The sequence below is a fragment of the Microvirga guangxiensis genome (assembly GCF_900102135.1).
Taxonomy (GTDB): Bacteria; Pseudomonadota; Alphaproteobacteria; order Rhizobiales; family Beijerinckiaceae; genus Microvirga; species Microvirga guangxiensis.
This window is the reverse complement of record NZ_FMVJ01000006.1, coordinates 12,558-38,095: the sequence shown is the minus strand read 5'-3', so window position 1 is coordinate 38,095 and position 25,538 is coordinate 12,558. Positions and strand designations below refer to the sequence as shown.

General features: G+C 63.4%; 22 protein-coding genes and 2 riboswitches. Of the genes, 15 read left to right on the top strand and 7 right to left on the bottom strand.

Going from position 1 to position 25,538, the window contains the following annotated elements; genetic code table 11:
• The first annotated feature begins 73 nt into the window (after positions 1-73).
• From BLP10_RS11170 to BLP10_RS11160, 3 genes are all read left to right on the top strand, one after another.
• Positions 74-1,213, top strand: a complete 1,140-nt coding sequence (locus BLP10_RS11170) for a toll/interleukin-1 receptor domain-containing protein (RefSeq protein ID WP_091134412.1) — start codon at positions 74-76, stop codon at positions 1,211-1,213.
• Between the two features lie 136 nt (positions 1,214-1,349).
• Complete coding sequence (locus BLP10_RS11165; RefSeq protein ID WP_244510490.1) at positions 1,350-1,823, top strand: DUF1801 domain-containing protein; 474 nt, start codon at positions 1,350-1,352, stop codon at positions 1,821-1,823.
• A 118-nt stretch (positions 1,824-1,941) separates the two neighbouring features.
• Positions 1,942-2,289 (top strand): hypothetical protein, encoded by a 348-nt coding sequence (locus BLP10_RS11160; RefSeq protein ID WP_091134410.1) that lies wholly within the window; start codon positions 1,942-1,944, stop codon positions 2,287-2,289.
• Between the two features lie 71 nt (positions 2,290-2,360).
• Here the strand turns inward: BLP10_RS11160 and BLP10_RS11155 are convergent, their stop codons facing one another.
• On the bottom strand, positions 2,361-4,043 hold the full coding sequence (locus tag BLP10_RS11155) for a methyl-accepting chemotaxis protein (RefSeq protein WP_091134409.1): 1,683 nt from the start codon (positions 4,041-4,043) through the stop codon (positions 2,361-2,363).
• Positions 4,044-4,337: 294 nt separating this feature from the next.
• Positions 4,338-4,425, top strand: a riboswitch (glycine riboswitch).
• A gap of 247 nt (positions 4,426-4,672) precedes the next feature.
• On the bottom strand, positions 4,673-4,900 hold the full coding sequence (locus BLP10_RS22825) for a hypothetical protein (RefSeq protein ID WP_139165472.1): 228 nt from the start codon (positions 4,898-4,900) through the stop codon (positions 4,673-4,675).
• On the opposite strand from BLP10_RS22825, the gene BLP10_RS11150 reads away from it, so the two are divergent.
• The 8 genes from BLP10_RS11150 to BLP10_RS11115 all read left to right on the top strand — a co-directional run bounded on the left by BLP10_RS11150 (position 4,890) and on the right by BLP10_RS11115 (position 14,504).
• Positions 4,890-7,307, top strand: coding sequence for a penicillin-binding protein 1A (locus BLP10_RS11150; protein ID WP_091134407.1), 2,418 nt, complete (start codon positions 4,890-4,892; stop codon positions 7,305-7,307). The two genes, BLP10_RS22825 and BLP10_RS11150, sit on opposite strands and share 11 nt — an antisense overlap.
• 16 nt (positions 7,308-7,323) lie before the next feature.
• Positions 7,324-8,952 carry a peptidoglycan D,D-transpeptidase FtsI family protein gene (locus tag BLP10_RS11145; protein ID WP_091134405.1) on the top strand — a complete coding sequence of 543 codons (1,629 nt, stop codon included), beginning with the start codon at positions 7,324-7,326 and terminating at the stop codon, positions 8,950-8,952.
• A 30-nt stretch (positions 8,953-8,982) separates the two neighbouring features.
• Complete coding sequence (locus tag BLP10_RS11140; RefSeq protein WP_091134404.1) at positions 8,983-9,627, top strand: trimeric intracellular cation channel family protein; 645 nt, start codon at positions 8,983-8,985, stop codon at positions 9,625-9,627.
• A 126-nt stretch (positions 9,628-9,753) separates the two neighbouring features.
• Positions 9,754-9,842, top strand: a riboswitch (glycine riboswitch).
• Between the two features lie 367 nt (positions 9,843-10,209).
• On the top strand, positions 10,210-10,932 hold the full coding sequence (locus BLP10_RS11135) for a L,D-transpeptidase (protein WP_091134401.1): 723 nt from the start codon (positions 10,210-10,212) through the stop codon (positions 10,930-10,932).
• Between the two features lie 195 nt (positions 10,933-11,127).
• A complete protein-coding gene (locus tag BLP10_RS11130) occupies positions 11,128-11,553 on the top strand; it encodes a DoxX family protein (protein WP_091134399.1) in 426 nt (141 codons plus the stop codon).
• 33 nt (positions 11,554-11,586) lie between these two features.
• On the top strand, positions 11,587-12,501 hold the full coding sequence (locus tag BLP10_RS11125; protein ID WP_091135027.1) for a VOC family protein: 915 nt from the start codon (positions 11,587-11,589) through the stop codon (positions 12,499-12,501).
• A gap of 44 nt (positions 12,502-12,545) precedes the next feature.
• Complete coding sequence (locus BLP10_RS11120; RefSeq protein WP_091134397.1) at positions 12,546-13,529, top strand: glutathione S-transferase family protein; 984 nt, start codon at positions 12,546-12,548, stop codon at positions 13,527-13,529.
• Positions 13,530-13,628: 99 nt separating this feature from the next.
• The gene (locus tag BLP10_RS11115) at positions 13,629-14,504 is read left to right on the top strand and encodes a YihY/virulence factor BrkB family protein (RefSeq protein ID WP_091134395.1); all 876 of its coding nucleotides are present in this window, start codon (positions 13,629-13,631) and stop codon (positions 14,502-14,504) included.
• 12 nt (positions 14,505-14,516) lie between these two features.
• Here the strand turns inward: BLP10_RS11115 and cls are convergent, their stop codons facing one another.
• From cls to BLP10_RS11100, 3 genes are read right to left on the bottom strand one after another with little or no spacing between them, the layout of a single operon-like run.
• Positions 14,517-15,998, bottom strand: coding sequence for a cardiolipin synthase (cls, locus tag BLP10_RS11110; protein WP_091134393.1), 1,482 nt, complete (start codon positions 15,996-15,998; stop codon positions 14,517-14,519).
• Between the two features lie 37 nt (positions 15,999-16,035).
• Entirely contained in the window at positions 16,036-19,176 is a 3,141-nt protein-coding gene (locus tag BLP10_RS11105; protein ID WP_091134391.1) for an efflux RND transporter permease subunit, read from the bottom strand.
• A 25-nt stretch (positions 19,177-19,201) separates the two neighbouring features.
• Positions 19,202-20,386: an efflux RND transporter periplasmic adaptor subunit gene (locus BLP10_RS11100; protein ID WP_244510489.1), complete on the bottom strand. Its 1,185-nt coding sequence runs from the start codon at positions 20,384-20,386 to the stop codon at positions 19,202-19,204.
• A 226-nt stretch (positions 20,387-20,612) separates the two neighbouring features.
• On the opposite strand from BLP10_RS11100, the gene BLP10_RS11095 reads away from it, so the two are divergent.
• The 3 genes from BLP10_RS11095 to BLP10_RS11085 all read left to right on the top strand — a co-directional run bounded on the left by BLP10_RS11095 (position 20,613) and on the right by BLP10_RS11085 (position 22,004).
• Positions 20,613-21,185: an NADPH-dependent FMN reductase gene (locus BLP10_RS11095; RefSeq protein WP_091134389.1), complete on the top strand. Its 573-nt coding sequence runs from the start codon at positions 20,613-20,615 to the stop codon at positions 21,183-21,185.
• Positions 21,186-21,235: 50 nt separating this feature from the next.
• Entirely contained in the window at positions 21,236-21,676 is a 441-nt protein-coding gene (locus BLP10_RS11090) for a protein tyrosine phosphatase family protein (RefSeq protein ID WP_091134387.1), read from the top strand.
• Positions 21,677-21,740: 64 nt separating this feature from the next.
• On the top strand, positions 21,741-22,004 hold the full coding sequence (locus BLP10_RS11085) for a hypothetical protein (RefSeq protein ID WP_091134385.1): 264 nt from the start codon (positions 21,741-21,743) through the stop codon (positions 22,002-22,004).
• A 147-nt stretch (positions 22,005-22,151) separates the two neighbouring features.
• On the opposite strand, the gene BLP10_RS11080 is transcribed toward BLP10_RS11085, so the two are convergent.
• A complete protein-coding gene (locus BLP10_RS11080) occupies positions 22,152-23,507 on the bottom strand; it encodes a PQQ-dependent sugar dehydrogenase (RefSeq protein ID WP_091134383.1) in 1,356 nt (451 codons plus the stop codon).
• Positions 23,508-24,009: 502 nt separating this feature from the next.
• Positions 24,010-24,906 carry a DMT family transporter gene (locus BLP10_RS11075; protein ID WP_091134381.1) on the bottom strand — a complete coding sequence of 299 codons (897 nt, stop codon included), beginning with the start codon at positions 24,904-24,906 and terminating at the stop codon, positions 24,010-24,012.
• A gap of 327 nt (positions 24,907-25,233) precedes the next feature.
• Here BLP10_RS11075 and BLP10_RS23165 point away from each other — a divergent pair, with 327 nt between their 5' ends.
• Positions 25,234-25,404: a hypothetical protein gene (locus tag BLP10_RS23165; RefSeq protein ID WP_175493885.1), complete on the top strand. Its 171-nt coding sequence runs from the start codon at positions 25,234-25,236 to the stop codon at positions 25,402-25,404.
• The last annotated feature ends 134 nt before the right edge of the window (positions 25,405-25,538 follow it).

The following is a 25,538-nucleotide window of genomic DNA, read 5'->3' as shown; positions in this document are numbered from 1 at the left end:
CAAGTCTCCAAATAGATTGCTCATCTTCCGGCGGCCTTATTAGCCGCCGGAAGACTTCAAGAACATATCATGAATGAACAAGGCTTACCCTAGCGAGAAAAGCGTGAGCACGAGCTACTACCTGCCATCCAAAATCGGCAGCTACTTGAAACGCCTTGATTTAGAATACAGTCGCGACAAGCAATCGCTCAAAGGCGAGATTATAAAATCAGCTAGAGCAATTGTTATTGAGAATACAGAGTATGATAACTGGAATGGCGGCACTACAGGTCATGATGTACGCCTTTTCTTACCAGAGGGCATCCTCAGTAAAATTGGCCTTAGTAGCCAAGTAGAAATTGGCGAAAGTCTCCGCGTTGACCTCAACACCTGCTGCACCCATGTTGAGAATGAGTTCTTTCGCGCGGTTCAGTTAGAACTGAACGACGAACACGACCCTGAGTATCAGAGGGCGATACCTCTATCACAACGCCCGCAAATCAATCCCGATAATCTTTCTATCTGGAAGCCAGGCTTAGTCCGTCTCTTCATTAGTCACCGAGATGAATACAAGCGAGTGGCAACTGATCTTGCAGATGCGCTCGAAATTTACGGAATTGGCTCCTTTGTAGCGCACGATACAATTGAGCCGACAAGAGAATGGCGGCGAGAAATTATGAATGGCCTCGAGACTATGGAGGTCATGCTAGTTTTCTTAACAGATAACTTTTCAGAGAGCATTTGGACGAACCAAGAGGTTGGGTTTGCTCTCGGGAAAGGGGTACCTATCATATCCCTCAAGCTCGAGAAAAAAGATCCTCCGGGGTTTATTAGCCATGAGCAAGCATTACGCAGCAGTCTAAGCGATCCTGCATCATCCGCTAAACAGATACAAAAACTGGTTGCTGAAAAACTTGGCAGACGAGACCGTATCCAGTCAGGGCTAATAGCTGCATTTCTTACATCACCAGACTGGAATGAAGCACGGGATCGCTTTGAAGCTATGGCCAGCACAGTAGAAACCCTGAGTGATAGAGAGTTCGACGAAATCGTCCAGGGTTTCTATAAAAACAACCAACTCTATGGCGCTACCTATCTCGTCAACGCCCGAGAGCGCCTCAAAACATTCCTCGAGAAAACCAGCGGCAAGAAAATTGAGATCAAAGGTCGAGAGATTAAGGAGATAAAAACCACCCCGCGTTCTATGTATTTAGATGATGATATCCCTTTTTGAGATGGGAATGTGGAGCAACGCCTCATCTACGCTCGAGGAGACATAGTGGCCGTAAGATCCAAAGCGATCCTCACCTTAAGGGTTTAGCGAAACAAGCATGGGAAAGCGCCACTAGCGATGTATCCGGATAAGAACATTGCAGAGAAAATTCAAATATCCTCCCCCTCCCAACTCATCGACCCCCTCCCAACTCATCGACGCGAAAATCGCGGAGCTGAAGGATTGGCGGGGCGCGATGCTGGCGCGGGTGCGGGCGCTCATCATTGAGGTCGATCCTGATGTGGTCGAGGAAGTGAAGTGGCGCGGCGTTCCCGTGTGGGAACATGCGGGGATCATCTGCACCGGCGAGACGTATAAGAGCGCCGTGAAGCTGACCTTCGCCAAGGGTGCTGCGCTGAAGGATCCAATGCGTCTCTTCAATGGCAGCCTCGAGGGCAACACGCAGCGCGCCATCGATCTTCATGAAGGCGCAGTGATCGACGAGGAGGCGTTCAAGGCGCTCATCCGCGCGGCTGTTGCGCTGAACATGTCGAAGATCGCTTCTCCTAAGAAAGCCGCATCGGCGGGAAAGGCGCTTGAGGCTGCGCGATACCGGAATTTCCCCTTTTAAGACAATGTGCCGGGGGCAGGCTTTGCCTCCTTGCGATGGATTAAATTCATGGCCAAGCTGGAACGGTGCGGATCGGGAGCACGTTGGGACCGCAACTGAACGCTGAAGGAGTTCTCAGATGCGTCTTGTCAAAACGGGTCTTCTCGCCGCTGTTCTTGCCGTCGGCTTTGGCGCCGCAGCCTTCGCTCAATCCGTGGAAATCCGCACACGGACCACGTCGGGCCATTCGCTGCACGATGATGGCGTGAGAACCACCCGCGTCGTTCGTGAGCGCCGCGTTGTGCGTGAGCCTTCCACCACGTCCAGCGTCAAGGTCCGTCGCGGCGCGTCCTACTACGCTCCCGGCCAGGTGAAGAAGCGCGTCTCCGTCCGTTCGGCGCGCGATTACGCCCCAGGCCATCGCATGCATGACGACGACAGGTCGACCACGACGGTCGTGCGTCGCCGCGTGCGCACCATCGACTGATCTTCGAAGGCTCCGAACGTGAAAAGGCAGGGCGCAGGCCCTGCCTTTTTTCGTCATGAATGCCTGAAAAATCAGGCCGCTTTCACGCCCTGGAGGAAAGTGGAAACCTCGCCGTTCAGGTTGTTGGAGTGGCGGGCGAGATCCTGCGCCGCGCTGAGAACCTGGGAGGCTGCGGCTCCCGTTTCCTCTGCCCCATGACGCACGTCCTCGATGTTGCCGGTGACGGCTTCGGTGCCTCGGGCGGCCTCCTGCACGTTGCGGGCGATCTCGGCGGTGGCCGCGCCCTGCTCCTCCATCGCAGCCGCGATGGACACGGAGATCTGGGACATGTCCGCAATGGTGCGAGCGATCTGCCCGATGGCGCTCACCGCGTGCTGCGTCGCCTGCTGCACGGAGCTGATCTGGGAGGAGATTTCCTCGGTCGCTTTGGAGGTCTGGTTCGCCAACTCCTTCACCTCGCTCGCCACCACCGCGAAGCCCTTGCCTGCCTCGCCGGCGCGCGCCGCCTCGATGGTCGCGTTGAGCGCGAGAAGGTTCGTTTGCGAGGCGATGTTGTTGATGAGCTGAACCACGTCGCCGATGCGTTCCGCGCTCGACGCCAGCGCCTGCACGGTCTCGTTGGTGCGCTGGGCGTCGGCAACGGCCCGCTCCGCGATGTGCGACGACTGGCTCGCCTGGTTCGCAATCTCACGAATGGAGATCGACAGTTCCTCGGTGGCGGCGGCCACCGTCTGCACGTTGGCGGACGTCTGCTGCGCAGCGGAAGCGACGGTGACCGTCTGGCCGTTGGTCTGATCGGCAATGGCCGTCATCGACTGGGCGGTAGCCTCCATCTCGGTCGCGGCGCTCGACAATCCCTGCGTGAGAGCCGACACGTTCGCCTCGAAGCGTTTGGTGAGTTCGTCGAGCAGCTGCGCCCGGCGCATCTTGGCATCCGCTTCGATTGCCGCGGCCTCGTCCGCTTCCTTCTTGGCGATCAGCGCATCCTTGAACACCTGCACCGCATCGGCAATCGTGCCGAGCTCGGTCTTCTGGCCGCGGAACGGGATCTGCGCGCCGAGCTCGCCCTGCGCGAGCATGCCCATGGGGCGCGTGACCGAAGCGATGCCGCTGGTGATCGACCGGATGATGACAAACGCGAGTCCGGCTGCAAGAAGCGCACCGGCGACGATGAGGCCGATCAGAATCCGCTGCGTCGAAGCATAGGTCGCGGTTGCGGCATCCTCGGCGGCGTGAGCGCCCTCGCTGTTGAAATCCACCAACTGCGTCAGAGCCTGCCCGGTCTTCTGCGCGAGAGGGATCACGGTCTGGTTGTTGTAATCCTTCGCCGCGGCTGCCTCGCCCTCATTGGACATGGCAACGACCCGTTTCACACCCTTCACATAGGTGTCCCACAGCTGGAGGAACTCGCCGAACAGCCTGCGGTCCTCATCGAGATTGATCGTCTCCTCGTAGGCCTTGATCTTCTCCGCGATGTCCTTCTCGCGCTCGGCCATCTCCGCTTCGATGCGTTTGGCTTCCGCCTCCCCGGCCAGGATGTGGCGCAGGACTGCGGTGCGATACACGGCAACCTCGCCGTTCAGATCTCCGATCGAACGCACGCCGTTGAGCCAGTTGTCGGCGATATCGACCGTTTGAAGGTTGATCTGCTGCATGCCTCGCAGGCCGAGCACACCGAGGCCGACGAGCAGCAGAACAAGAAGAGAGAACACGCCAATGAGCTTGGCGCGGATGGATAACGCTTGGAAAGACATGTTTCGCTTTAATTGAAACCTGCCCGCAGAGCCGCGAGAGGCTCGCATCCCAATGATGCGATTCACCAGGTTTTGTTGGGGGCTATCCCTCGAAGCTTGCGTGGCGCTTGCTAAATCCAGGCGTAGTTTCCTCTTTCCTGAGAAGCGCTCGCGCGGACTCGTGATGGTGGGAGCCGGAGCAGCCCGCGCAGGAAGCGACGCATCCCCTGTGGCAGCAAAGCCTCGCATAGCGCCAAGCTGCCCTGTGAGCCTCCCGGAAACACAATTCCGCCGCAAACGGGGCTAGATTGACTCCGGCAACGAGCGGGAGAGAGCCAGCGTGCTGGCCGCCGAAGGAGCAACCGCCCCGGAAACTCTCAGGCACCCGGACCGTTCCTTGCACAACACTCTGAAAAGCGGAGCATCCTGCTCCCGCCCATGGTGAAAGTCGCGGCGGCCACAGGCAACCGGGACGAAACTCTCAGGCCAATGACAGAGGGGGCTCCACCGCAGCATCGCCTGCGGGACCATGATGGAGCCTGACTCATGCCCTTCCCTCACATGCCTGCAAGCCATGCCGCGCCTCGATTGCCGGCGGTGAACCCGAGAGACCGGTTGGGGCTCCATCCGAGCCGCTGACGCGCCCCGTCTCATCCCCAGACATCCATCGGCCTCTCCCGCGACACGCCTCGCGCCTTGGCCGATGACCTGACGCCTCGTGCGGCGAGAGCCGCGCGAATGGCGGCGAGCGCCCGTTCATACGGGCCATCGCTGGCCGATGGGCGCTGGGGATTTCCTTGCCCTTCACCGCCATGAGCGGGTGCCATCGCGCGAGCGCACGCACCCGCCAGAATCCAGGTGCCCGCGATGCGCTTCATCCTCCGCTTCTTCGGCTTTGCCGCGGCCTTTGCCTCGCTTCTCCTGGTCAGCGGCTCGCTGGCCGTCGGTGTCCTGCTGTGGCACCTCTCCGCCGGCCTGCCCGATCACGCCGAGCTCGCCCGCTATGAGCCCGCGATGACGACGCGCCTGCACGCCGCCGATGGCCGGATCATCGCTGAATATGCCCGGGAGAACCGGCTCTACCTTCCGCTCGAGGCTGTGCCGCAGCGGATCGTCGCTGCCTTCCTGTCGGCGGAGGACCGCCACTTCTACGAGCATAACGGCATCGACCCCAAGGGCATCGGCCGCGCCCTGCTCGCCAACTTCGCCAGCGATGCGGGCCGTCCCCAGGGTGCCTCCACGATCACCCAGCAGGTCGCCAAGAACCTGCTTCTGTCGCGGGAGCAGACATACACCCGCAAGCTCAAGGAGATCCTCCTCGCCTTCCGGATCGAGGAATCCTTCAGCAAGGACCGCATCCTGGAACTGTACCTCAACGAGATCTACTTCGGCATGGGCCATTACGGCATCGCCGCAGCCGCCCTGGGCTATTTCGACAAGTCCGTGCACGAGCTGAGCCTGGCTGAGACCGCCTATCTCGCCGCCCTGCCCAAGGGGCCGAATAACTACCATCCCTTCCGGCAGCCCGAGGCGGCAATCGCCCGTCGCAACTGGGTGCTGGAGCGGATGGCCGCCAACGGCTATATCGCCCAGGACGAGGCCGACGCAGCGATGGAGGACGCGCTCGACGTCAATCCGCGCTCGGTGTCGCCGCACGAGATCCAGGCAGGCTATTTCGCCGAGGAAGTCCGGCGCGAGCTCGCCAACCGGTTCGGTGAGACGACGCTTTATGAGGGCGGCCTCTCGGTGCGTACGACCCTTGACCCGAAGATGCAGGCTGCGGCCCGCAGGAGTCTCGTCGATGGCCTGGTTCGCTTCGACGAGTCCCGGGGCTGGCGTGGAGCCGAGACGCGGCTCGACTCCGTCGCAGGCGATTGGGGCGCAAGGCTCGCCAGCCTGCCGACGCTCGAGGACATCCGTCCGTGGCGGCAAGCCGTGGTGCTCGCGGTCGACGCCAAGGGCGCCCGCATCGGCCTGCGTCCGGACAGGGATGCGACCGGCGCCGTCGAGACCGCCCGCCTCACGGGGCGGATTGCCGCCCAGGGCATCCGGTGGACGGGCAAGCGCCGTATCGGCGACGTCCTGCGGGTCGGTGACGTCATCCATGTCGAGCCGCTGAAGAAGGCGTCCAACGAGTATCGGCTGCGGCAGATCCCCGAAATCTCCGGAGCCCTCGTCGCCCTGGAGCCGGATACCGGACGCATAAGGGCCATGGTCGGCGGCTTTTCGTTCAGCCAGAACGAGTTCAACCGCGTCACCCAGGCCTGGCGTCAACCGGGCTCGACCTTCAAGGCCCTCGTCTACGCGGCGGCGCTCGACAGCGGTTACACCCCGTCCAGCCTCGTGCTCGATGCGCCCCTGTCCATCGCTCAGGGTCCGGGGCAGGCGCCATGGTCCCCGAGCAACCACAATGGTCGCTACGACGGCCCGTCCACGCTCCGCGCCGGACTGGAGCGCTCCAAGAACGTGATGACCGTGAGGCTGGCGCGTGATGTGGGAATGCCGCGCGTTGCGGATTTTGCCCGCCGCCTCGGCGTTCAGGACGACCTGCCGCCGCTGCTCGCCATGGCGCTCGGGTCCGGCGAGACGACGGTGCTGCGAATGACGACGGCCTACGCGATGTTCGTGAATGGCGGTCGGCACATTCGCCCCACGCTGATCGACCGAATCCAGGATCGCCATGGGCGGACCATCTTCCGTCACGACCGGCGGGCCTGCACCGGATGCGCGGCCCCCGTCTGGCGCAACCAGAACGCCCCCGAGCTGGCGGATAACGCGGAGCAGGTGATCGATCCGCTGACCGCCTATCAGGTGACCTCCCTGCTGGAGGGCGTCGTCGACCGTACGCTGTCGCGGGTGTTCTCGGGCTTTGACCGACCGCTCGCCGGCAAGACCGGCACGACGAACGACGCCAAGGACCTGTGGTTCGTCGGATCGACGCCCGAACTCGCGGTCGGAGTGTTCCTCGGCTACGACCGCCCGCGCTCCCTCGGCAGGTCGGCTTACGGCTCCGGGCACGCCGCGCCCATCGTCCGTGCTTTCCTGGAGCAAGCGCTCGCGGGCAAGCCGCGAGCCGCCTTTCGGGTGCCCGCAGGGATCAAACTGATCCCGGTCGATCCATACACCGGAGAGCGCACGGCATCCGGATCCGGCGCGATCCTGGAAGCCTTCAAGCCGGGCACCGAGCCGCCGGTCAGGGAGCTTCCCCCCATGGCTGAAGACGTGCCGGCCGACGTCTTTTCCCAGGAGGCCTATGCCCCTCCCGGCTTCACCTACTACCGTTGAAGCGACGGGTGGCGCGATGGCACGATCCCTGTTCACGCTCGCTACCAAGCTCGGTCCCGCGCGAATCCGGCTGGCGACCTTCGGGTTCGTCGGTTTGTTCGCCGCGATTGCCGTACGGCTCGTCATGTTCGGCCTCGATCCGGTCGAGCCGCGCGCAGCCACACAGGACCAGATCCAGCGCAAGCGGCCCGACATCGTCGACCGCAACGGCGTCCTGCTTGCCAAGGATCTGAAGGCTTTTTCCGTTTATGCTGAGCCGCGCCGGATCATCGACGTGGACGAAGCGATTGAAGGGTTGGCGGAGGTCTTCGACGATCTCGATCCGCATGACCTGCGCCGCAAGCTCACATCGGGATCGGGCTTCGCCTGGATCAAGCGCTCGATTCCGCCTTCGGCTGCCGACCGCGTCTGGTCGCTCGGTCTCGCGGGCATTCACCTGCAGCCCGAACCGACGCGCGTCTATCCCAACGGGACTGCGGCGGCGCATGTGCTGGGCGCGGTCGACATCGACAACCGGGGCCTGTCGGGAATCGAGAAATGGATCGACGCCACGATGGCAGACACAAAGCCGTCATCCGGCGCTGAGCAGACCGACACGACTATCCGCCTCAGCATAGATCTCAGGGTCCAGCATCTCTATGCCGAGCACCTGCGCAACGCCGTCGAAACCTACAAGGCTGTCGCAGCCGCCGGTCTGGTTCTCGACGTGACCAACGGCGAGGTCCTCGCCCTCGTGTCGCTGCCCGACTTCGATCCGAACGAACCGGGTCTTGCGCTGCAACCGGACCGGATCAACCGGATGCAGGTGGGCCGCTATGAGATGGGGTCGATCTATAAAGCCCTGACCACCGCGCTCGCTCTGGACACCGGCCTGTTCACGCTCGGATCTACCTTCGACGTAAGCCGCCCGCTCACCATCGGCCGTGCCAGCATCGACGATTTCCGCGGCAAGAAACGGGTGCTGACGCTGCCTGAAAGCTTCATCTACTCATCGAACATCGCCATGGGCAGGATGGCGCTGGCCATCGGCGCGGGGAAGCTCCAGGCCTTTTTGAAGGCGCTGGGTCAGTTCGACCGTGTACGAACGGAGCTCGCCGAAAGCTCCACGCCCATCCTGCCGTCCCGCTGGAGCGACGTAACGACCGCGACGATCGCCTTCGGGCACGGCATCGCGGTCACGCCGCTTCAGGGAGCCATGGCAGTGGCGGCGCTGGTCAATGGCGGCGACCTGATCACGCCGACCTTTCTTGCCGATCGCGATCTCGGTGACCGCCTTCGGGCCGAGGATGTGATCAAGCCCGCAACTGCTGAGGCCATACGCGATCTCATGCGCCTCAACGTCGAGGCGGGCTCGGCCCGCCGCGCCGCCATCCCCCCGATCAGCATCGGCGGCAAGACGGGGACCTCTGAGAAAGTCGTCGACGGCTCCTATTCCAAGGAGAAGGTCATGACCTTCTTCGTCGGGGTCGCTCCCATCGACGCGCCGCGCTATCTGTTCCTCACCATCCTTGACGAGCCGCGCGGCCTGCCGGAAACGTTTGGCTTCCGCACTTCGGGGTGGAACGCCGTGCCGGTGACACGCCGCGTCATGGGCGAAGCCCTGCCCCTGCTCGGTGTCCACCCCTGGACGGCCTCCGCGCACTGATCCCATAGCCTCATGATGGAACCCTGACCGATGTTCGACACCTTTGCCGCCCTGCTCGACTGGTTCGGGATCGTCGTGTTCACGACCACCGGGGCGCTGGTCGCCTCGCGCAAGCAGATGGACCTGGTCGGTTTCGTGCTGCTCGGTACGGTGACCGGAATCGGCGGCGGAACGATCCGCGACACGCTCATCAACGCGCTTCCGGTTTTTTGGGTGCGGGAGCCCGCCTATCTGGTCACCTGCGTGCTGGTCTCCTGCGCGGCGTTCTTCCTCGCCCATATTCCGCAATCCCGACTCAAGCTCCTCCTGTGGTGCGACGCGGTCGGCATGGCCCTGTTCGCGGTGAGTGGGGCCGAGAAGGCGCTTCTGGCCGAGGCGAGCCCCATCGTCGCCATCGCGATGGGCGTGATCACCGCCACATTCGGCGGCATTGTCCGGGATATCCTGGGAGGCGAAAGCCCGGTTATCCTCAGCCGCGAGATCTATGTGTCGGCGGCGCTGGGCGGAGCGGCGATCTTCGTCGCCCTGGCCTTGGCGGGAATCGCACGCGAGTACGCGCTGGCCGGCGGCTTCCTCGCCGCGCTCGCGATCCGGGCCGCCGCGCTGCAATGGGACTGGTCCCTGCCGCGCTACCGGCCACGGCCCGGGCGCACCCGGGAGGAAATCGATCGCTGACGAAGGCGCAGAGGCAGAATGTGTCCTTCCAGCAACAGGGCGGCACCCTTTGCACAAGATGGGCGATAAAAGGCACGGCCTCGTCCAAGCTTCACAATTCTGCCCCAAACCGGCGTATTTTCCCAACCACTGCAAGCGGGAGAGAGCCAGCATGCTGGCCGCCGAAGGAGCAACCGCCCCGGAAACTCTCAGGCACCGAGGACCGCTTGCAGGTGAAACACTCTGAAAAGCGGAGCATCCAGCTCCCGCCCAAGGTGTAAGTCGCGGCCGATCGGGTCGGCTGCGGTGAAGCTCTCAGGCCAATGACAGAGGGGGCTCGCGCGCATTCCGCGTGCGGAGCCCTTTCGGAGCCTGATCATGTCTTCCCTTTTCGATCCCCATGCGCAGCGGCGCCGGACCAATCTGGTCTGCGCATCCACGCCCTTTGGCCAGCAGCACGCTCTGTAAGCCGGCGCACCCGATCACCGACTGAATCCCAATTCCATCTGGCACGCGCCTCACCGGCTGCACGCATTCGCATGCGTGAGCCGCCACGGGCTGATGTCATCTCTCAACTTCCCGTCAAAAGGCAAAGCACACCTTATGTCTCCTTTCCGTTTCCCCCACCGTCAAAACTCGTCCACGCCTCTTGCAGTAATCGGCATCACGCTGCTGGCTCTGACACTGGCGGGCTGCGTCTCGACACAGTCGGCTCAGGACGCCGCCCTCAAGGCACCGCACCCGACCTACGTCGCCATGTATGGACCGCAGCCGAACGAGAAGTTTCCCATTCCAGCGACCGACATCTCGAACGTCGATACGCAGTTTCTCAGGCAGGAAGTCGCTTACGAGACTCGGGAACGCCCCGGCACCATCGTGGTCGACACGGCCAATCGCTACCTGTACCTCGTGCGCGAGAACGGACGCGCGCTTCGCTACGGTATCGGCGTGGGCGCCGACGGCATGAAATGGGCGGGACGGGCGCAGGTGGGCCGCAAGGCGGAATGGCCACGCTGGACGCCTACCGCCGCAATGATCAAGCGCGATCCCGAGCGCAACCGCCCCTGGGCGAACGGCATGCCTCCGGGCCCCGAAAACCCCCTTGGCCCGCGGGCGCTCTATCTCTTCCAGGATGGCCGGGACACCCTGTACCGGATCCACGGCACCACTGAGCCTCACACCATCGGCGAGGCAGTATCGAGCGGCTGCATCCGCATGCTCAATCAGGATATTCTCGACCTCTACAGCCGCGTTCCGGTGGGAAGCCCAGTGGTCGTTCTCCCCGACACGCGCACGGCCGACGCCAGCGCGCAGCCGTCCGCTTAACGGTTAGTCTCGGGTGTGACCGGCTCCGGCCCAGCTTGCGGCAGGCGCAAGACAAGATGAAATTGCGCCTGCCGATCCGCGGACACATGCGTTATCTCACTCTGCTGGTATGAGGTATTAGTAAAGGGAACGGGATTATCATTATCAGGGAGGCAGGTCATATCTGGATGGTCAACACCATCCGGAGACTTCACCATGATCGACAACCGCACCGCTCCTTACGCCGCCACTGTGCTTCGCATCGCGCTCGGCATCCTCTTTCTCGCCCATGCCGGCCTGAAGCTGTTTGTGTTCACGCCCGCCGGCACCGTCCAGTTCTTCGGCAGCCTCGGCCTGCCTGGTCCCCTCGCCTATCTCGTGATCCTTGTGGAGATCGTCGGCGGCATCGCCCTGATTGCCGGCGTATACAGCCGCATCGTGGCCCTGGCGCTCACACCGATCCTGCTCGGCGCGATCCTGACCGTACATGGTCCCGCCGGCTTCTTCTTCACCAACCCGAACGGCGGCTGGGAATTCCTGGCTCTGTGGATCGTCGGCCTCATCGCCGTCGCTCTGCTCGGCGACGGCGCCTATGCGCTCAAGCCCACCCCGGCTGCCACCCGCCCCGCGCTCGCGCGTTGAACCTGAAACCCCATGCTCACGAGGCGCACGCTCATGACAACAACCGGTTCCCTCCTGGCAGGCAGCCTTGCCGGCCGCTCAGCCAAAGCTCGCGGCACCACCCCCGGCGTGACATCCGCCGGGGCGCCGATGCGGATCGGCACGGTGGCCCTGACCGTACGCGACCTCGATACGGTCAGCCGCTTTTATCAGCAGGTGATCGGTCTCACCCCCATCGAGACCGGCACCAGCCTCGTCCGCTTGGGCGTGGGTGACACGGTGCTGCTCGAGCTGCGCCACGACCCGGACGCACCGCTCGCCAGCCGCCGCGCTGCGGGCCTGTTCCACACGGCCTTCCTGTTGCCGAACCGGACCGATCTGGCGCAATGGTTGCTCAACGCCGCCGAGCGAGGCGTTGCTCTCCAAGGCGCCTCGGACCACCTCGTCAGCGAGGCGATCTATCTGGCCGACCCCGAGGGCAACGGCATCGAGGTTTATTGGGATCGGCCGAGTGAAACCTGGGCCTGGCAGGACGGCATGGTCGCCATGGATACCTTGGCGCTCGACCTCAACGGCCTCGTGGCGACCGTCAAGTCCCGCGAATGGACGGGCCTGCCGCTGGGTTCGCTGATCGGTCACGTCCATCTTCAGGTCGGCGCTCTAGATGCATCTGAGCGCTTCTATGCCGGTCTTCTCGGCTTCGAGGTGATGACCCGTTACCCCGGGGCGACCTTCCTCGGGTCAGGCGGCTATCACCATCACCTCGGGACTAACATCTGGAACAGCCGCGGCGCGCCGGTGCGCTCGGAGCCGACAACCGGGCTGGCCGATGTCGAGATCGTCACCGACGCGGGCACGCTCGAAGCCATACGCTCCCGCCTGTCGCCGGAGCAGGCTGTCGAGGCCAGTCCGACGCGGTTGCCGCTGCACGACCCATGGGGCACGGCCATCACCGTCGTGACGCGCTGAACATTGAGAATCTGCCTGTTCGACAGGCTTGAGGAGAAAACGCGATGCTCGTGAACGGCAAATGGACAGCCGACTGGCAGCCGGTGCAGGCGAAGGACGCCAAGGGTGGGTTCGTTCGCCAGACATCGAGCTTCCGCCACTGGATCACCCCTGACGGCAATCCGGGCCCCACCGGCGAAGGCGGCTTCAAGGCCGAAACCGGACGCTACCATCTCTACGTGGCTCTCATTTGCCCCTGGGCCTCGCGCACCCTGATCGCGCGCAGGCTCAAGGGGCTTGAGGATGCGATTTCGATTTCGGTCGTCGAGCCGACCCTGACAGACCAAGGCTGGCGCTTCGGCGATTATCCCGGATCGAACCGGGACCCGCTCAACGGCGCGACCTATCTGCATGAGATCTACACCAAGGCTGACCCGGTCATCAGTGGACGCGCCACGGTGCCCGTGCTCTGGGACAAGCAGCGGCAGACCATCGTCAACAACGAATCCGCCGACATCGTGCGCATGCTCAACGCAGGCTTCGGCGCGCTCGCGAACGATGAGTTCGATCTCTATCCGGAGGCTTTACGCACCGAGATCGATGCGCTCAACGACAGGATCTATCCACGCCTCAACAACGGCGTCTACCGCGCAGGTTTCGCCACCACGCAGGAGGCCTACGAGGAGGCGTTCCGCGACGTGTTCGGCATGCTCGACGAGCTGGAAGAGCGGCTCGACGGCAAGGCATTCCTGTTCGGCGATCGCCTCACCGAGACAGACATCCGCCTGTTCGTCACGCTGGTCCGTTTCGATGCGACCTATCACGGCCTGTTCAAGTGCAACCTGCGTCGCATTGCCGACTACCCGAACCTGAGCGCTCATCTGGAGCGGATGCTCGCCATCCCCGGCATTGCCGGTACCGTCAATATCGATCACATCAAGCGCGGCTACTACTCGATCAAGAGTCTGAACCCGACCGGAATCGTGCCGGTCGGACCAATCGTCGGATTTGAGCGTCTTCTTGGAGGCAGCGAGAGGAAAACGGCATGACGCCTGCAAGGTGCTCCCAATTCACGAAGGGGCACCAACCGCAACACCGAACCAGGGAACAGCCTATGACGAGCTTCAGGGCCGACCATCTTGTCGGCAATGGACCCACAATCCGGTGAGGCGCCCATTCATCATCTGTCTCGTATTCTCAAACGCACCGCCTATCGCGCCTATGATGACGATATCACCACGATTGCATCGGGCGTGGCGTTCTTTGTCGCCTTGGCGGTCTTTCCGGGAATTGCCGCCATCGTCGGGCTCTACAGCCTGTTTGCCGGCCCAAGGCTCGGAGATGTGCTTCAAGGAGCGCTGCCGAGCGTTCTTCCTGAATACGCAGTCCAGGTGATCGTTCGACAGATCAGATACATGGTGACCAATGGCACCTCTGACGCCGAGCAACTCGGCGTCGCCTCCCTCGTCGGTGCGGCCACGCTCCTGGCGAGCATCAACCGGGGCACGACCGCGCTGCTTCGTGGCTTGAATGTTGTCTATGGCCGCAAGGACAGGCGTGGTCTCCTGAAGCTCAGCCTGACAGCAATCGCATTCACCATCGGCGGCATTGCGTTCCTGTTTTTCGCCATCGCGGCGGTGGTGCTGTTTCCCGGCCTTCTGCGGGTGCTCGGCCTCGAGGCCGCCACGACACAGATTCTCGATCTGCTGCGCTGGCCCTCCATCCTCATCGTGGTCGGGCTGGCCCTTGCCGTCGTTTATCGGTTCGGGCCGAGCCGCGATGCCGTGGACTGGCGATGGATCGCGTTCGGAAGTACCGCCGCGTCCCTGCTCTGGGTCTGCGCCTCGCTGTTATTCTCGTGGGCCATGTCGTGGCTCGGCACACTGGATGAGCTCTACGGGTCGGTCGGCGCCATGATCGGCTTCATGCTGTGGATCTGGTTATCGGTGACGGTCGTGCTGATTGGAGCGGAACTCGATGCATGCGGCACGGAGGTCGCACAGGATTGCGACTTCGCCCGCTGATAAGGGTGACTTCTAAAGCAAGGGCGACAGCAGCCGCGCCGTGGAGTCGCGCAACCGGATCAAGCCGGAGCGCCGCCGGTATGCGTTCGCGTCGAACGGGTAGCAATCTCTGAGATCCCGCTCGAACGCCTCCTCCAATTCCTGCGTGAGCCCCGCGTCGTAGATCACGGCATTGAGCTCGTAGTTGATGCTGAAGCTGCGGATGTCGAGATTGGCGGAACCGATGGAACACGCTTCGCCGTCGATGCTGAGCGTCTTGGCGTGCAGGTAGCCCTTCCCGTACATATGGACTTGCGCACCGGCAGCCGCGACCTCGGCCAGATAGGTATTCGCCGCCCAGTACGGCGTCTGGTTCAATCCCTCGCCGCGGTCGCTCACCATCACCTCGACCGCGATGCCGGCCAGAGCCGCCGCTCTGAGCGCCTCAGCGATGGTGGCGTCGAGGACGAAGAAAGGCGATTGCAGGCGCACGCGCTGCTGGGCCGACATGATCATGGCGAAGTAGAGCTGACGGATGGCACGCCATTCCGAGTCCGGCCCCGAGGTCAGGATCTGTACCGGCACATAACCGTCACTGACCTCTGGGTTCTCCGTTGGAGTGAACGACAGCCCGTTCGCAAGCGAAGGGAAGCGATCCGCTGCGAAGAGATCCTCGCCTGTGGCATTGTACCAGTCCACCATGAACACAGCTTGCAGAACGGCCGCCGCTTCTCCTTCGAGGCGCACCTGCGTGTCGCGCCAGGAGTCGAAGCCTTCTCCTCCATCGATGTGTTCCTGGCCAATATTCATGCCGCCCGTATAGCCGACCTTTCCGTCGATCACGGCGATCTTGCGGTGATTGCGGTATGAGATGGTGTGCAGCCAGTAGAGCGCCGATACCGGCGCCCAACGCACACCGCCCCGGCTGAGTTCGCGTCTGTAGCGGCGGGTCAGGCGGAACAGGGATCCGAACGGATCGTAGAGCAGATGCACCTCAACCCCATGGGCTGCCCGCTCCAGCAGAATTGCCTGCAACTCCCGCGTGAACGCATCGTCGGCCCAAGTGTAGAACTGCAGATAGATCGTGCGCTGGGCCTTCCTCATATCCTCCATCAGGCTTGGATAAAATGCGGATGCGTTCTGCTGGATTGCCACGTGGTTGCGGGTGGTCAGAGCGGAATGGGAATTGCGCCGCACCAGCGACATGAGCCGCCGCCGCGCAGGGCTCTGCGTCTCCAGTCTGCCGATCTCGGCATCCTGGCGGGCCAGCATCTGCTCCACAATGGGCGCTGCCGTTCCCTGCAGGTTCTGGCGCGCGAGCTTGCGTTGGCGGCCGAAGGCTTTTCGGTCGCGCCCGAACAGCGCATAGACGGCAAGGCCGATCCCCGGCAGCGTCAGGAACAGCAGCATCCAGGCGAGCGTCGCCTGCGGACGCCGGTTCTCCAGAAGGAGAAAGATGCCGGTGAGCAGCGCATAGGCCGCGAAGAACCAGCCAAGGGCTGCGGTCCAGGTCATCCAGTCTCTCGTCTCCGATCAGAAGGCGACCACCGCGCTATTCCCCGGCAGGCGTACGGGCAGACGCCGGAGCGACCGTTTCCGGTTTCTTTTTCGTGCGCGTCACCAGCCGGAAGAACAGCGGCACGAACAGGACCGCCACGAATGTCGCCGCCAGCATGCCGCCGATCACGCCGGTGCCGATAGAATGGCGGCTGGCCGAACTTGCGCCGGTGGCAAGCGCCAGCGGCACGACACCGAGGATGAACGCCAGCGACGTCATGACGATGGGGCGGAAGCGCAACCGCGCCGCCTCCAAGGCCGCGTCGAAGACGGGCATGCCCGCCCGGTGGCGCTCGGCCGCCACCTCGACGATCAGGATCGCGTTCTTGGCGGACAGCCCGATAAGGGTGACGAGGCCGACCTGGAAGTAGATGTCGTTCTCGATCCCACGCAGCCAGATCGCCAGGATGGCTCCGAACACCGCGAACGGCACCGCCGTGATGACGGCAAGCGGCAGCGACCAGCGTTCGTACTGCGCGGCCAGGATCAGAAACACCATCACGAGGCCGAACAGGAAACCTTGCGCCCCCGTTCCAGCCGATTGCAATTCCTGATAGGCCGATCCCGTCCAGCCGATTGAGTAATCCGACGACAGGGTCTGCGCCACCACCTGCTCCATGGCCGCGATGGCCTGCCCCGACGAGAAGCCCGGAGCTGGATTGCCCTGGATTTTCGCCGCAGGAAAAACATTGAACCGGTCCACCACGTCGGGGCCTACCGTGCGGGTGGCCGAGACGAGGACGCTGAGGGGCACCATCACGTTGTTGGCCGAGCGCACGAACACGTGCTGCAGATCGTCGGGCGAGCGCCGGAACTCGGGTTCGGACGACATGCTCACCCGATAGGTACGCCCGAACAGGGTGAAATCGTTGACATACATGCTGCCGAACGTGCTCTGCATCGCATCGAAGATGCTCGTGATCGGCACGCCGATTGCCTTCGCCTTCTCCCGGTTGACGTCGAGGCTGTATTGCGGCGTGCCCGTATTGAACGTGGTGGAGACGCCGGTCAGTTCAGGCCTCTGGCCCGCGGCCTGAACCACTTGCTGAGCCGCCTGCGCCAAACTCTCCAGGCTGCCGCCGGAGCGGTCCTGCAGATAGAACTCGAAGCCGCCGGTGGTGCTCAGTCCGATGATCGGCGGCGGGTTGAAGCCGATGACGATACCATCGCGGAAGCTGGCGTTGAGCGCTGCGAAGGCAGGCGCGAGATTGCGCGCGTCGAGCCGTGGGTCGGTGCGTTCCGACCAGTCCGTGAGAGAGACGAAGGACACGCCCGCATTGGTCTTCTGCGCGCCGGAGAGGAGGTCGAAGCCGGCGATCGTGACCACGCCCTCGACCGCCGGATGCTGCATCGCGCCGTCCGTGACCTGCGCCGTGATCCTGGTGGTGCGGTCCAGGGAAGCGGCGGGCGGCAGCATCGTCACGAGGAAGACGGAGCCCTGATCTTCCGCCGGGACCAGCCCGCCCGGCACCCGCTGGAACAGCCACCAGGTCGCGCCGAGCATCAGCGCGATCACGGCCATAGCCACCACCGCACGACGCAGGAAGAAGGCGGTGCCACCGATGAAGCGCTGCGTAAGCCAGTCGAAGCCGCGGTTGAACACGCGGAACGGCAGCCATGGCTCGCCATGTCCCTGCTTGAGCATCAGGGCGCAAAGGGCGGGCGTGAGCGTCAGCGCCACGATGCCGGAAACCACCACCGAGACGGCGATGGTGATCGCGAATTGCCGGTACAGCTCGCCCGCAAGGCCGCCGAGGAACGACACCGGGACGAACACCGCGCAGAGCACCAGCACGATGGCCACCACGGGCCCGCTGATCTCCTCCATGGCCTGGATCGCCGCTTCCCGGGGCGGTTTGCCCTCGGTCGTCATGATGCGCTCGACGTTCTCCAGCACGATGATGGCGTCGTCCACCACGATGCCGATGGCGAGGATCAGGCCGAACAAGGTCAGCAGATTGATCGAGAAGCCGAGCAGGTACATGCCGGCGAATGTGCCGATGATCGAGATCGGCACCGCAAGGACGGGAATGACGGTCGCGCGCCAGTTCTGCAGGAACACGAAGACCACGATCACCACGAGAATGATGGCCTCGATGAAGGTCGATACCACCGCCTCAATCGAGGCTTCGATGAAGCGGGTGGTGGTGAACGGCACGTCATGGCGGATCCCATCGGGGAAGCGCTGCGCCAGCCGCTGCATGGTGGCGTTGACGGCTGCCGAGACATCCAGCGCATTGGCGTCCGGCTGGAGATAGATGCCGATCGGCACCGTCGGTGCGCCGTTGAGCGTCGCGACGGTCGAGTAATTCAGGGAGCCGAGCTCGACGCGGGCGACGTCCCTGAGCCGGAGGGAGGCGCCGTTCTCATCCGAGCGCAGGATGATCTGCTCGAACTCGCGCGGATCGGCCAGGCGGCCCTGGGTGGTCGCCGAGTAGGTAAAGGCCTGCTGGCCCGGCATCGGCTCCTCGGCGAACCGCCCGGCCGCGAACTGGGCGTTCTGCTCGCGGATGGCAGCGGCGATGTCGCCGGGAGTCAAGCCGACCTGCCCTACCTTGTCGGGCTTGAGCCAGATGCGCATCGAGTAATCCGAGGCGCCAAAGAGCGAAGCATCGCCGACGCCGGGAACGCGCCGCAACTCGTCGATCACGTTCACCAGCGCATAGTTGGAAATGTAGATCGTGTCGTAGCGCCGATCGGGCGATGAGAGCGCCACGATCTGGAGGATCGAGGACGACCGCTTCGCCACCGTGACGCCCTGCCGTCGGACCTCCTCGGGCAACACGGCCAACGCGCGCTGGACGCGGTTGTTGACGTTGATGTTGGCCTGGTCGGCATCGGTGCCGGTCTGGAAGTACACCGACAGGTTCAAGGTCCCGGAAGCAGTCGAGGTCGACTGCATGTAGATCATGTCCTCGACCCCGTTGATCTGCTGCTCGAGAGGAGCGGCCACGGTCTCGGCGATGGTCTGGGCGCTTGCTCCCGGATAGGTGGCCGAGACCACGACTTGGGGCGGGACGATCTCGGGATACTGCGCGACAGGCAGGATCCGCATGGCGACCAGCCCTGCGAGCACGATCACGATCGACAGGACCGAAGCGAAGATCGGGCGGTCGATGAAGAACCTTGAGAACATGGCCGAGCCCCTCTCCCGCCGGCGCTCAGCCGGGTGTTTGCGACGCCTGTGCGGGTTTGGATCCGGCGGAGAACGGCACCGGCCTGACGGGTTGCCCCGGACGGACACGGATCACGCCGTCCACAACGACCCGTTCGCCACGGCTCAATCCCTCCCGCACCACCCATCCCGCCGCGACCTCGGGGCCGAGGCGGATGAGCCGGATTTCGGCGACGTCTTTCTCGCTGAGGACGTAGACCGAGGGGCCCTGCGGCCCTTGGCTCACCGCCTGACGCGGAATGACGATGGCGTTCGGAAGCGTGATGCCGAGGATCCGGACCCGGACGAACTGGCCCGGCAACAGGACACCATCCGGGTTCGGAAAGATCGCTCGCGCCTGAACCGTGCCGGTCTGCGGATCAACCCGCTGGGCGGCCGTGTCGATCCTGCCGCGCTGGGGATAGGCTGCCTGCTGCCCGTAGAACAATTCGAGTGTCAGATCTTTCTCGGCGATCGGCTTCTCGCGACGCTCGTTGAGCGCACGGAAGGCTTGGCCCTGCTCATCGGTGAAGGAGAAGTTCACGTAGGCCGGATCGAGCTGGCTGATGGTGGTGAGAAGCGTCTGCTGCGCCTGGATGAGGGTGCCGACCGCAGGTGATTGAAGCGCCGTGACACCGGTGGCGGGCGCCGTCACCGTGGTATACCCCAGATTGAGTTTGGCTGCATCGATCTCGGCTTCCGCAAGGCTGACGCTGGCGCGGGCCTGGTCGCGCTGGGAACGGGCTTCGTCGCGCAGCACGTCGGTGGAGACGCCCCGGCGATAAAGCTCCTCCGTCCGGGTGAAGTTCTCCTCGGCCTGGCGCAGCGTGGCCTGCGCCTGCTGCAGCTGCGCCTGTGCTCGGTCGAGGGCAACCTGGTAGGTGGCCGGGTCGATGCGAAACAGAACCTGGCCCTGGGTGACGCGTGCGCCCTCATCGTACTCGCGCTTGAGCAGCAAGCCGCCGACGAGCGGTCGCACCTCGACATCCCGGAAGCCGGCGACGCGGCCGGCAAATTCCTGCGGGTACGGCACCTCGGCGGGCTGGGCCACCACGATGCCGACCTCAGGCGGAGGCTGGGCAGAGCCTGCAGCGGATTGGGGCGCGGTCGGCTCCTCCGACGAACGGAACATGAGATAGATGCCAGCGGCAAGCGCCAGGCCGATTACAGCGATGAGGATGCGCCTGGCCACCTTGCCCTCCAGGACGGAACGAGCAACCTGTCCGGAACAGACGCTCTCCAATCTAAGTCATGAACAACCCGGCCACAGGGTGGGTTCCGCGCCGGCCGGGACCCTCATCGCAATTGCCAGAGCATCACGATCTAAAGGGGGCGACAACCGCCTCTCCCTTACGAGCGTTGTCATGGAGGCAAACCAAGACGGACTCGACAGGAGCCGTTGCACCAGGGAGCATGCCATGACCACCTTCAACGTCGGCTATCTGATCGGCAGCCTCTCCAAGGACTCGATCAACCGCAAGCTCGCCACGGCGCTCACCCGTCTTGCTCCGGAGCACCTCACCTTCACCGAGATCCCGATCCGGGACCTGCCGCTCTACAACTACGACTACGATGGCGATTTCCCGCCGGTCGCCAAGGCGTTCAAGGAGGCCATTGCCGCAGTTGATGCGGTGCTGTTCGTCACGCCCGAGTACAACCGCTCGATTCCGGGCGCTCTGAAGAACGCCATCGACTGGGCGAGCCGCCCCTATGGAAAGAACTCCTTCACGCGCAAGCCCTCGGCGGTGATCGGCACCTCGCCGGGCGCCATCGGAACGGCAGTCGGGCAGCAGCATCTGCGCAGCGTCCTCGGATTCTGCAATTCGCCCCAGATGAATGCGCCCGAGGCCTATATCCAGTTCAAGCCCGGACTGATCACCGACGAAGGCGAGGTGACGAACGAGTCCACGGCGGAGTTCCTGAAGACCTACATGTCCGAGTTTCACCAGTTCATCGTCAGGGTCTACACCGCCCTGCCGAAAGATGCCTAAGATGATACGGCCCGTCGCTTCGGTTGGGCGCTCATGAAGGAAGACATCGCATGAAGATCACCAAGCTGACGCCCAACATCTCGGTCGGAGGCCAGATGACGGAGCCGAATCTCGCCGAAGCTGCGGCGGCAGGCTTCCGGTCCATCATCAACAACCGCCCCGACGGCGAGGCCGCGGATCAGCCCCGCAGTCAGGAGCTGGCGGCCGCTGCGGAGCGCCTGGGTCTCAGGTATTGGCACATCCCGATCGTTTCAGGCCAGCTGTCGGAAGAGCAGGTCGAGGCGTTCAGAGAGGCTATGTCCGGAGCCGAGAAACCGGCCCTCGCCTTCTGCCGTTCGGGGACACGCTCGGCGACCCTTTGGGCGTTGGCGGCCAGCGACCGCCTGTCCCCCAACGAGATCCTGCAAACGGTGGCGGAGGCTGGCTACGACTTGGAATCGTTGCGGCCGCAATTGGAGGCCAAATCCGGAAAGCATTCGTCTGAAACCTGATGACCAACCGTAGCGAGGCAAGCCTGTCACGTGCCGGATGTACGGGACAACTGGAGGAATCATCATGCAAAGCAACGACCCTAAGCCCGACGACCTGGACCTCGTGGATGAAGCCAGCCTGGAGTCATTCCCGGCCAGTGACCCTCCGGCATGGATCGGAACGCGTCCCGGCCCCATCGACGTCTCGGCCCTTCTGGAGCGCGCCAGTCGAGCCAGAACGGTCTGGAATCACGCACTGGAGGAGGCCGCGCGATTGGCCGACGAATCCGGTGCGGCAGAGCTCTCCTCCCGGATCCGCGCCCTGAAACGTTCCGAGCCTGACGCCTGACATGCGAACCCCGCCAAAGGTCAGGGGAAGTCATTCCCCTGCTTCCTTTGAAACCAGCTGGATCGCCTAGCAGATTTCAGGCGCCGGGCTGCGCTGAGGTGTTCGTTACCATTCCGACGGTTGTTGCCGATTGAAATAGAGCATCGGCTACCTGGATCCTCCATGCGTCACCCGGAAGATCGTGCCGTTGGCGTCATCGCTGACCAGCAAGGCACCGTCCTGCGCCACCGCGATCCCTGTCGGCCGCCCCCATACCGTGTCCTTGTCCAGCACGAACCCAGTCATGAAGTCCTCGTACAAGCCGGTCGGCTTGCCGTCCTTCATGCGCGCGCGAACGACCTTGTAGCCAGTCCTGTCTTCCCGGTTCCAGGACCCGCGCATGGTCGCGAAGGCGTCGCCTCTATACTCGGCCGGAAATGCGCTCGCGTCGTAGAACACGATTTGCATCGTGGAGGAGTGAGGTTGGAGCAGGACATCGGGAACGAGCACCTTGTCCTTCAAGTCGGGACGCTCGCCGGCATGGGCCGGATCCTCGTTGGCGCCCGTGTAGTACCACGGCCAGCCGTAGAATCCGCCTTCGCGCACGCTGGTCAGGAAATCGGGCACAAGGTTGGGGCCGAGATGATCACGCTCGTTGCCCGTGCACCATAGGGTGTCTGTGCCGGGCTGAATGGTCATGCCGGAGCAGTTGCGCAGGCCGGTCGCAAAATTGCGGACGGTTCCGCCTTCCGGATCCATCACGCGCACTACGGCCCGGTTCTCCTCCTCGCCCCACGTGGTGCCGAGACCGTGTGTCTTCTCGAAGGCCTTGATCTCATCTGACGATCTCTCCGGCATCCCGGCTGCGACATTCGACGCTGAGCCGATGGAGACGAACAGCCGTTGGCCGTCGCGGGAGACCGCCAGGTCCCGGGTCCAGTGCCGTTTGGTCGGAATGTCCGCAAGAATTACCTCGGCCGAGCCCCGGGCCTTGCGGTCGCCGGTGCGGTACGGGTAGCGCACAACCTGATTGGCCGCCGCCACATAGACATAGCGCGGCTCGACCAACGGATAGAATGCGATGCCGAATGGCCGGTCCAGGTTCTCGGCGAAGGCCTGGGGTGTCGCCGATCCCTCCTTGGCCCCCTCGGCGGGAAAGACCAGGACACGACCGCTTCCGCTCTCCGCCACGAAGACGTCGCCGTTCGGAGCAATCCGAATGACGCGGGGCTTGTTTAGATCCTTGGCAACCACCTGCACCGTGAAGCCCTGCGGCACGTTCGGCATCTTGCCTTGCGGCGCATCTACAACCTTCGGCAGTCGCTCGAAATCCGGCGCTTCGGGATCATTTTCGGTGAGGCTCGGCGGCGGCAGGTCGGCGGGCGTGATGTGCCGGCTGACACCGGGGGCGTCATCCTGCCAGGTGCCGAAGGCCTTGGCTCCGGTACGCACCTCCTGAGCATGCAGGGGTGTCAACAGGATGAAGGCCAAAGGAAGACTCGTCAGGGTGGTCGGAGCGCGCATCGGTACCTCCCGAAAAGCTCCCCAGCTCGATGCTGACAAACGGACGCCGTCAATTCTTGGTTCCGAATGCGCGGCGCAGCGGAACCGGGGTTCGCGTGACAAGACAGGCTCGCTTCCCTTCCGCATGAGGGAACATGTGGCAGCCTTATATGCCTCCCCGGCTCTGGCTGGGCCAGATGCAATGTTCTTACTTTGTTCTTGACTTTGGTCCTAAGCTGGGCTATAACCTTGCCTGTCCCGACCCAACGAGGGGCGCGCTCGCGAGGCGTCGCATGTGTGGGGTTGGGGGCGGTCCTGTGCAGGCGCTGACGCAGCGCCTGGATGGGAGGCCCATCGCTGCAAGATGCGGTGTACGCCTAAACAAACCGTGCGCGAGGAGCCGTCAGGTTCTTCACACACTAGACACACGAGCCGGACGCCTCCTCGCGCCCTCCCTCGTCCCAAACCTCGGAGCCACATGCTCGCGAGGCCATTCCCGCATGTTCTTTGATAGCCTGCCCGTTTAGCGGAAGCGGCCCCACAGCACGGTGGCGAGCGGCATGACATGGTTGCGCCTGAGCGCGATGATCAGCACGCCGCACAGAGCCAAACCTGTCCCGAGGGCCATCCGCGCGTCGAAGCGGTCGCCCGTTACGATGATGCCCATGATCACCGTCAACAGCGGGTTCATGATCAGCAGCGGGGCGATGAGGTTGGCGGGGTACTTGCCGATCAGGCCGTAATAGATCGTATGGGCGACTAGGGACACGATGAGAGCGGAAAACAGCAGCGCCGCCACGAAGGGCCACCCGGCTTCGATGGAGCGCGTAAGCTGCCCGGACTCGAGGCCCGCCGTCAGGAAAGCGAGAGGCACCACGGACGAGAGCCCGATCCAAGCCTGGAACTGCATCGGCCGGACCCCTTTGATCTGCTTCATCATGACGGCGGCCACCGACCCGGCCGCGGCCCCCAGCAGAACAAGGAGAAGCCCGCCCGACAACGGAAACCCGCTGGACGGATCCCACATGACGAGCACGCCTCCGAGGAAGGTGAGCGCGATGCCGATGCCCCGCCTCCAGTAGATTTTCTCGCCGAGCATGACGACGGAGAGCAGCGTCGTGATCGGAAGCCCGAGCTGCCCCACGATGGAAGCGCTCGACGGACTCGCCGTTTTGATGCCGAGGAAGAACAGGGCAAAGCCGCCGCCGCCCATGAGGAATCCGACGAGCAGCATGCGCCATGTGGGCTTCGGCACTGGCAGCAGCCACGGCAAGGTGACGAACCCCACGATGCCGAAGCGGATCGCCGCGTAGAACAACGGCGGGATTTCCATGCCCGACACGACGAGCTTGCTGACGACCGTATGCGCTGCCCACACGAAGCAGACCAGGAACATCAGAAGGAAATCGCGTAGAGCCATGATGTGAGGTAACCCGGCCTGTCGCCGCGCTGCAAATGCCGAGAACGTGGGGCAGCTATGCCGCCCCTATCTGGAACAATGTACTAGCGGGATTGGTTCAGGTTCGGAAGTAGGCTCTTCGCTCTAGTACGCATGAACGGCGACCGGCCCCGAAGCCGATAAAGGCGTATCCCTCGCCATTATCCGCGGGGACAATTCGACGAGGGTATCGAGCTCGCTCCTTGGAGCATGCCTCAGGAATATCGGAGCAACCTCTTTCCAGGCGAGGAACCCGCGTCACTCACATGTGTTCTGCCCCCTGACATTCTTCTCCCACAGGAGTCCATCATGGGTACTCGCAGTTGGGTGGCGCTGGCGTCCATCGCCGCCGCCGTCATCGTTATCTTTTTCGCTCTCAGGGAAACTCACACGGATCCTGAAGGCGCCCCTGGCCGGGCGGCAAGCCAGGAAACGATCAAGCAGATCCCCTCGAACCCGGATACCGTCCCGCAGCGCTGACTGAAGCAAGTCGAGGCTCAAAGTTCGTCAGAGCTCTCGATTATCCATGTTTTAACCAAACCGTCGTTCAATGGAGGTGAGTGAAAGTGTTCTTTCGCGCACGGTAAATCCCGTCGTCCGGGACTGGTCGCTTT

What these genes read in the sequence shown, in the direction of transcription:
- BLP10_RS11170 (WP_091134412.1), top strand. Translation starts at nt 74, where the DNA reads ATGAACAAGGCTTACCCTAGCGAGAAAAGCGTGAGCACGAGCTACTAC.
- BLP10_RS11160 (WP_091134410.1), top strand. Translation starts at nt 1,942, where the DNA reads ATGCGTCTTGTCAAAACGGGTCTTCTCGCCGCTGTTCTTGCCGTCGGC.
- BLP10_RS11155 (WP_091134409.1), bottom strand. Translation starts at nt 4,043, where the DNA reads ATGTCTTTCCAAGCGTTATCCATCCGCGCCAAGCTCATTGGCGTGTTC.
- BLP10_RS11150 (WP_091134407.1), top strand. Translation starts at nt 4,890, where the DNA reads ATGCGCTTCATCCTCCGCTTCTTCGGCTTTGCCGCGGCCTTTGCCTCG.
- BLP10_RS22825 (WP_139165472.1), bottom strand. Translation starts at nt 4,900, where the DNA reads ATGAAGCGCATCGCGGGCACCTGGATTCTGGCGGGTGCGTGCGCTCGC.
- BLP10_RS11145 (WP_091134405.1), top strand. Translation starts at nt 7,324, where the DNA reads ATGGCACGATCCCTGTTCACGCTCGCTACCAAGCTCGGTCCCGCGCGA.
- BLP10_RS11140 (WP_091134404.1), top strand. Translation starts at nt 8,983, where the DNA reads ATGTTCGACACCTTTGCCGCCCTGCTCGACTGGTTCGGGATCGTCGTG.
- BLP10_RS11135 (WP_091134401.1), top strand. Translation starts at nt 10,210, where the DNA reads ATGTCTCCTTTCCGTTTCCCCCACCGTCAAAACTCGTCCACGCCTCTT.
- BLP10_RS11130 (WP_091134399.1), top strand. Translation starts at nt 11,128, where the DNA reads ATGATCGACAACCGCACCGCTCCTTACGCCGCCACTGTGCTTCGCATC.
- BLP10_RS11125 (WP_091135027.1), top strand. Translation starts at nt 11,587, where the DNA reads ATGACAACAACCGGTTCCCTCCTGGCAGGCAGCCTTGCCGGCCGCTCA.
- BLP10_RS11120 (WP_091134397.1), top strand. Translation starts at nt 12,546, where the DNA reads ATGCTCGTGAACGGCAAATGGACAGCCGACTGGCAGCCGGTGCAGGCG.
- BLP10_RS11115 (WP_091134395.1), top strand. Translation starts at nt 13,629, where the DNA reads ATGGACCCACAATCCGGTGAGGCGCCCATTCATCATCTGTCTCGTATT.
- cls (WP_091134393.1), bottom strand. Translation starts at nt 15,998, where the DNA reads ATGACCTGGACCGCAGCCCTTGGCTGGTTCTTCGCGGCCTATGCGCTG.
- BLP10_RS11105 (WP_091134391.1), bottom strand. Translation starts at nt 19,176, where the DNA reads ATGTTCTCAAGGTTCTTCATCGACCGCCCGATCTTCGCTTCGGTCCTG.
- BLP10_RS11095 (WP_091134389.1), top strand. Translation starts at nt 20,613, where the DNA reads ATGACCACCTTCAACGTCGGCTATCTGATCGGCAGCCTCTCCAAGGAC.
- BLP10_RS11090 (WP_091134387.1), top strand. Translation starts at nt 21,236, where the DNA reads ATGAAGATCACCAAGCTGACGCCCAACATCTCGGTCGGAGGCCAGATG.
- BLP10_RS11085 (WP_091134385.1), top strand. Translation starts at nt 21,741, where the DNA reads ATGCAAAGCAACGACCCTAAGCCCGACGACCTGGACCTCGTGGATGAA.
- BLP10_RS11080 (WP_091134383.1), bottom strand. Translation starts at nt 23,507, where the DNA reads ATGCGCGCTCCGACCACCCTGACGAGTCTTCCTTTGGCCTTCATCCTG.
- BLP10_RS11075 (WP_091134381.1), bottom strand. Translation starts at nt 24,906, where the DNA reads ATGGCTCTACGCGATTTCCTTCTGATGTTCCTGGTCTGCTTCGTGTGG.
- BLP10_RS23165 (WP_175493885.1), top strand. Translation starts at nt 25,234, where the DNA reads ATGGGTACTCGCAGTTGGGTGGCGCTGGCGTCCATCGCCGCCGCCGTC.